This window comes from Arsenophonus sp. ENCA (assembly GCF_002287155.1).
Taxonomy (GTDB): Bacteria; Pseudomonadota; Gammaproteobacteria; order Enterobacterales; family Enterobacteriaceae; genus Arsenophonus; species Arsenophonus nilaparvatae.
On the sequence record NZ_NHNG01000795.1, the window covers coordinates 1 to 4,777 of the forward strand.

The following is a 4,777-nucleotide window of genomic DNA, read 5'->3' on the forward strand; positions in this document are numbered from 1 at the left end:
TGATACTGGTTTGCAAAGAGGTCATTCTTAATGGCGCTGCGTTTCTTCATGGTGGTTAGCTCAGTAGACCAGCTTCCGATAACTTTATCAGCAAAATCAAACTCGGCTTAGGTTTTTCGAGGTGCCCATTAATACTTTATTAATATCTGTAGGCTGATACACACTTCTTTTTCATGTTATGACAAACCGTTATTTTAAGTTCTTCAACCAGTTATTTTTCAACCTAAGATGATTTAATTGTAACCATTGTATTGCGATTACGGTAGCCGCATTATCAATTACCCCTAACTCTATCCATTGATAAGCTTGTTCACGACTAACAACATGGACACGAATATCTTCATTTTCACTGCTTAATCCATGTACACTGCCGGGTTTGATAGCAGATGCATCAATTTCACCGATATGAACATAAATACGCTCAGTTGTACCTCCCGGGCTGGTAAGATAACTTAGAGCATAGTAACAACGCTGAATGGTAATACCCGCTTCTTCTTTTGCTTCACGACGAACTAGCTGTTCTAAGTTTTCATTTTGTTCTACCATGCCAGCAATAACTTCTAACAACCACGGTGTTTCGCTCGTATCCATCGCCGGGATCCGTACTTGTTCAACTAACACTACCTTATCAAGACAGGGATCATAGGGTAAAATAACGCCAGCATTACCCCGTTCTAAAACTTCTCGCCGAATTTCCTTGCTCCAACCACCATTAAACAACTTATGTCGAAAACGGTATTCAACAAAACGAAAAAAACCATTATAAAGATCGAATTTAGCGGTAATTTCCACATCATTTTGGCTAAACTTGAAAGGTAAATTTTTTTTTTATCGCTCATAGAAACTCTCTGAATTTATATGCACTAACTGACAAAAAGTGAGACTTGTATAACGTTTTTTAAGGAAATTAGCTTATAAATAATGTAGCATTGGCCAGATTTAACATGATAGATGGCACAAACAGCTACCATGGAATAATGACATATTCTGCTAAAATTAGCGGTGTTCATGTTTTTCTGAGATAACTAAAGCAAAAAATTGTATAATCAAGGAATCAGAATGAAAAAATTTATCTCTCTTTTTATCACCATTAGCCTAGTTGGACTAAGTGCCACTGGGCAAGCTGAAAATTTATTGCAAGTCTATCAGAAAGCAAAAGAAAGTAATCCGGATTTACGTAAATCGCTAGCAGAACGTAATCAAGCACTTGAAAAAATTAATGAATCTCGTAGTCCTTTGCTACTACAATTAGGTTTAGGCGCAAATTTCACCTATAACAGGGGTTATCGTGATAATCGTGACACGGAAAACAACCAACTTGGCGCCAATCTTAAACTCACCCAAACCATCTTTGATATGTCAAAATGGCAACAGTTAGACATGCAGGAAAAAACCGCCGGTATTGCAGATGTCACTTATCAAACTAACCAACAAAAATTAATTCTTGATACCGCCACAGCTTATTTTGACGTATTACGTGCTATTGACTTATTAGACTATATTGAAGCACAGAAAAAAGCCGTTTATCGCCAGTTAGATCAAACAACCCAACGTTTCAACGTAGGATTAGTCGCGATTACCGATGTACAAAACGCCCGCGCTAATTATGACAGCGTATTAGCTCAAGAAGTATCGAGCCGTAATCAATTAGAAAATTCGCTGGAAAAGTTACGTCAAGTTAGCGGCATCTATTACAGTCAATTAGCGGCTTTAAATATTGCTCATTTCAGTACCCAAACACCCGCTCGAGTAGAGAAGCTATTAAAAGATGCTGAAACACGCAACTTAAGTTTACTCAGCGCCGGTTTATCACAAGATCTGGCGCGAGAAAATATTCGTTATGAACAATCAGGACATTTACCTACCCTTGGATTAGAAGCGTCAACCGGTGTTAGTAACACCCAGTATAATGGTAGTGCTAATCAACAAATATGGAATAGAAATGGTCCTAGCTATACTGGCCAAAATAGTGTCGGACTAACGTTGAGTGTGCCTTTATATACAGGTGGCCGAACTAACTCACGCGTTGAGCAAGCACAGTATGGTTATATTAGTTCCAGTGAACAGCTTGAAAGTACTTATCGCAATGTTATTCAGATAGTACGATCTTCCTATAATAATGTGATTTCTTCTATTAGTAGCATCAAAGCCTACCAACAATTGGTTGTTTCAGCACAAAGTTCGTTAGATGCGATGGAAGCAGGCTATCAGGTCGGCACTCGGACTATCGTGGATGTATTGAACGCAACAACAGCACTTTTTCAGGCGAAACAGAATTTAGCCAATGCACGTTATGATTATCTGATTAATGATCTGAAAATTCAGTATGCCCGTGGGACTTTAAATGAAGGCGATCTGCTCCGTTTAAATAGTAGCTTAGGAAAAACATTATCCACCTCACCGGATGCTATTATCAATCCGATGAGTGTTCAGCAAATACACTAAATAAATAACCCACTATTAATACCCATATATTGTGGGTATTTTTTTATTGTAACGAAATTTAATTAGAAAAGTTGTATTTTTACCACTTAAAATAAACAATCAGGTTGATAGCCATCTTTCTACCCGCTTTATGCTTTAATTTCCATCGTAATTACCCTATTCTATCCTAGTTTCACGATTTTTATTTCGACCTTTAGGATAGATAAATGATGATGAAAATAAAGCGCACGAAAAATATTAATCAAGGTGCTTTTCGTAAAAGCTGGCGCGTCTACCGCTTAGCACCTGTTGCCTTAGCTATTAGTACAGTATTTATGTTGTCCGCTTGTGAGCAAAGCGACGAAACCGTCTATTTATATACTAACGCAGAGGATTGTGCCCAAAAAAACCCGGCTCAAAGTGAACAATGTTCGCTGGCTTATAAAAATGCATTGCAGGAAGCAGCTAAAACTGCACCTAAATATGCAACACGTGAAGATTGTGTGGCCGAATTTGGGGAAGAAAAATGTACTCAGGCTTCCACTCAAACAGCAACTCAAACCACAACTACAACCCAACCTGCATCTCAAGCTCAAGCTGGTTTAGCGACAGAAAATCAAGCTAGTGGACAAAGTGGTAGTTTCTGGATGCCATTAATGGCAGGTTACATGATGGGACGTCTAATGGGTGGTGGTACAGCTGCGCCAGCCCCTGCAGCGCAACCTCTCTTTAGCTCAAGCAATCCTGCAAGTCCCGCCAATGGAAAATTTGTTGATGCTAGTGGCAAAAACTATGGGCCGGCTGTAGCGGGAGGTAGAATTATGGCCGTACCTCCATCAGCTCTTGCTCCTAAACCGGCAACGACCACTACTATAACTCGTGGCGGTTTCGGGGAATCAGTCGCTAAACAACAGACTCGCATGCAGCGTCAAAGTGCCACAACGCCTTCTCAGCGTTCTATGGGAGGTTGATAGAGATGATAAGGATGCCCATCACTGAACGCCCTGATTGGAAAGAAAAGGCAGCTGAATTTGGTTTTCATTTTCACACCTTATATGGTGAACCTTACTGGTGTGAAAATGCCTATTACCAATTTACTATGCAACAAATAGAAGATCTTGAAGCAACCACAGCTGAATTACATCAAATGTGCCTGCAAGTGGTCGAAAAAGTGGTTAGTAACGAGGAATTATTGATAAAATTTCAGATCCCTAAACATTGTTGGGAATTTGTTAATCACTCATGGAAAACTAACCAACCTTCACTTTATTCTCGATTGGATTTAGCTTATGACGGTAAAAGACCAGCAAAATTATTAGAAAATAATGCCGATACACCAACATCTTTATATGAAACCGCATTTTTTCAGTGGATTTGGTTAGAAGATCAAATCAATGCTGGCAATTTGCCAGCAAATGCTGATCAATTTAATAGCATACAAGAACAACTTATTGAACGCTTTGCGCTTTTGCGTGAATCATTTGGTTTTAACTGGTTACATTTCAGCTGCTGCCAAGATAGTCACGAAGATCGCGACACCATACAATACCTACAAGACTGTGCTCACGAAGCCAATATTCCCACCGAATTTCTCTATATTGATCAAATCGGTTTAGGTGAAAAAGGACAATTTACCGATCCTAATAACCAGGTTATTAGCAATCTGTTTAAATTATATCCTTGGGAACTTATGTTTAGAGAGATTTTTTCTACTAAGTTAGCAGATGCTGGCGTAAGGTGGTTAGAACCTGCTTGGAAAAGCATTATTTCTAACAAGGCATTACTACCTATGCTATGGGAAATGTTTCCTAATCACCCTAATTTGTTACCGGCCTATTTTGCAGAAGCTAATCCGCCAAAACTGGACAGCTATGTAATCAAACCTATTTTTTCACGAGAAGGAGCAAATATTCGTATCATCGATAATGAACGTGAAATTGCCTCAGTAGACGGTCCATATGGCGAAGAGGGGATGATTATTCAACAATTTTATCCGCTACCACAATTTGAAAATAACTATACATTAATCGGTAGTTGGCTGGTAAATGATCAACCGGCAGGAATTGGTATTCGAGAAGACAAACAATTAATTACCCAAGATCTATCCCGCTTTTACCCACATATTATTCTAAATTAATCCATGCAACATAAGAACAAGATAATGATAAAGCAATCATTATCTTGCTGTTTTTACTATTATGACTAATGAGTTGAAAAAATAACAAGCACGAGTTTCGCACAAAACTAATTTGGGTACGCTAATAAAACACGGATGTGCTCAGCAATAGCATTTTTGATTACGTCCCAATTTTGTTGATAAAGGGTTATTTTTTCAGATATACGACGTTTATGT

The 4,777-nt window shown here is 38.6% G+C and carries 3 protein-coding genes and 1 pseudogene; 3 read left to right on the top strand and 1 reads right to left on the bottom strand.

All coding sequences use genetic code 11. From position 1 onward, the window contains the following. Nucleotides 1-189: 189 nt before the first annotated feature. A pseudogene (gene nudF, locus CBG25_RS20660) lies at nt 190-822 on the bottom strand (ADP-ribose diphosphatase); the annotation flags it as partial. Between the two features lie 237 nt (nt 823-1,059). On the opposite strand from nudF, the gene tolC reads away from it, so the two are divergent. From tolC to CBG25_RS20675, 3 genes are all read left to right on the top strand, one after another. Then, nucleotides 1,060-2,445 carry an outer membrane channel protein TolC gene (tolC, locus tag CBG25_RS20665; RefSeq protein ID WP_290608950.1) on the top strand — a complete coding sequence of 462 codons (1,386 nt, stop codon included), beginning with the start codon at nt 1,060-1,062 and terminating at the stop codon, nt 2,443-2,445. Nucleotides 2,446-2,657: 212 nt separating this feature from the next. Continuing rightward, a complete protein-coding gene (locus CBG25_RS20670) occupies nt 2,658-3,395 on the top strand; it encodes a DUF1190 family protein (RefSeq protein WP_290608952.1) in 738 nt (245 codons plus the stop codon). A 5-nt stretch (nt 3,396-3,400) separates the two neighbouring features. Continuing rightward, nucleotides 3,401-4,561 carry a glutathionylspermidine synthase family protein gene (locus tag CBG25_RS20675; RefSeq protein WP_290608951.1) on the top strand — a complete coding sequence of 387 codons (1,161 nt, stop codon included), beginning with the start codon at nt 3,401-3,403 and terminating at the stop codon, nt 4,559-4,561. The last annotated feature ends 216 nt before the right edge of the window (nt 4,562-4,777 follow it).

Bases quoted from the DNA above. Each gene is read 5' to 3' on its own strand.
- CBG25_RS20675 (WP_290608951.1), top strand. From the start codon at position 3,401: ATGATAAGGATGCCCATCACTGAACGCCCTGATTGGAAAGAAAAGGCA.
- tolC (WP_290608950.1), top strand. From the start codon at position 1,060: ATGAAAAAATTTATCTCTCTTTTTATCACCATTAGCCTAGTTGGACTA.
- CBG25_RS20670 (WP_290608952.1), top strand. From the start codon at position 2,658: ATGAAAATAAAGCGCACGAAAAATATTAATCAAGGTGCTTTTCGTAAA.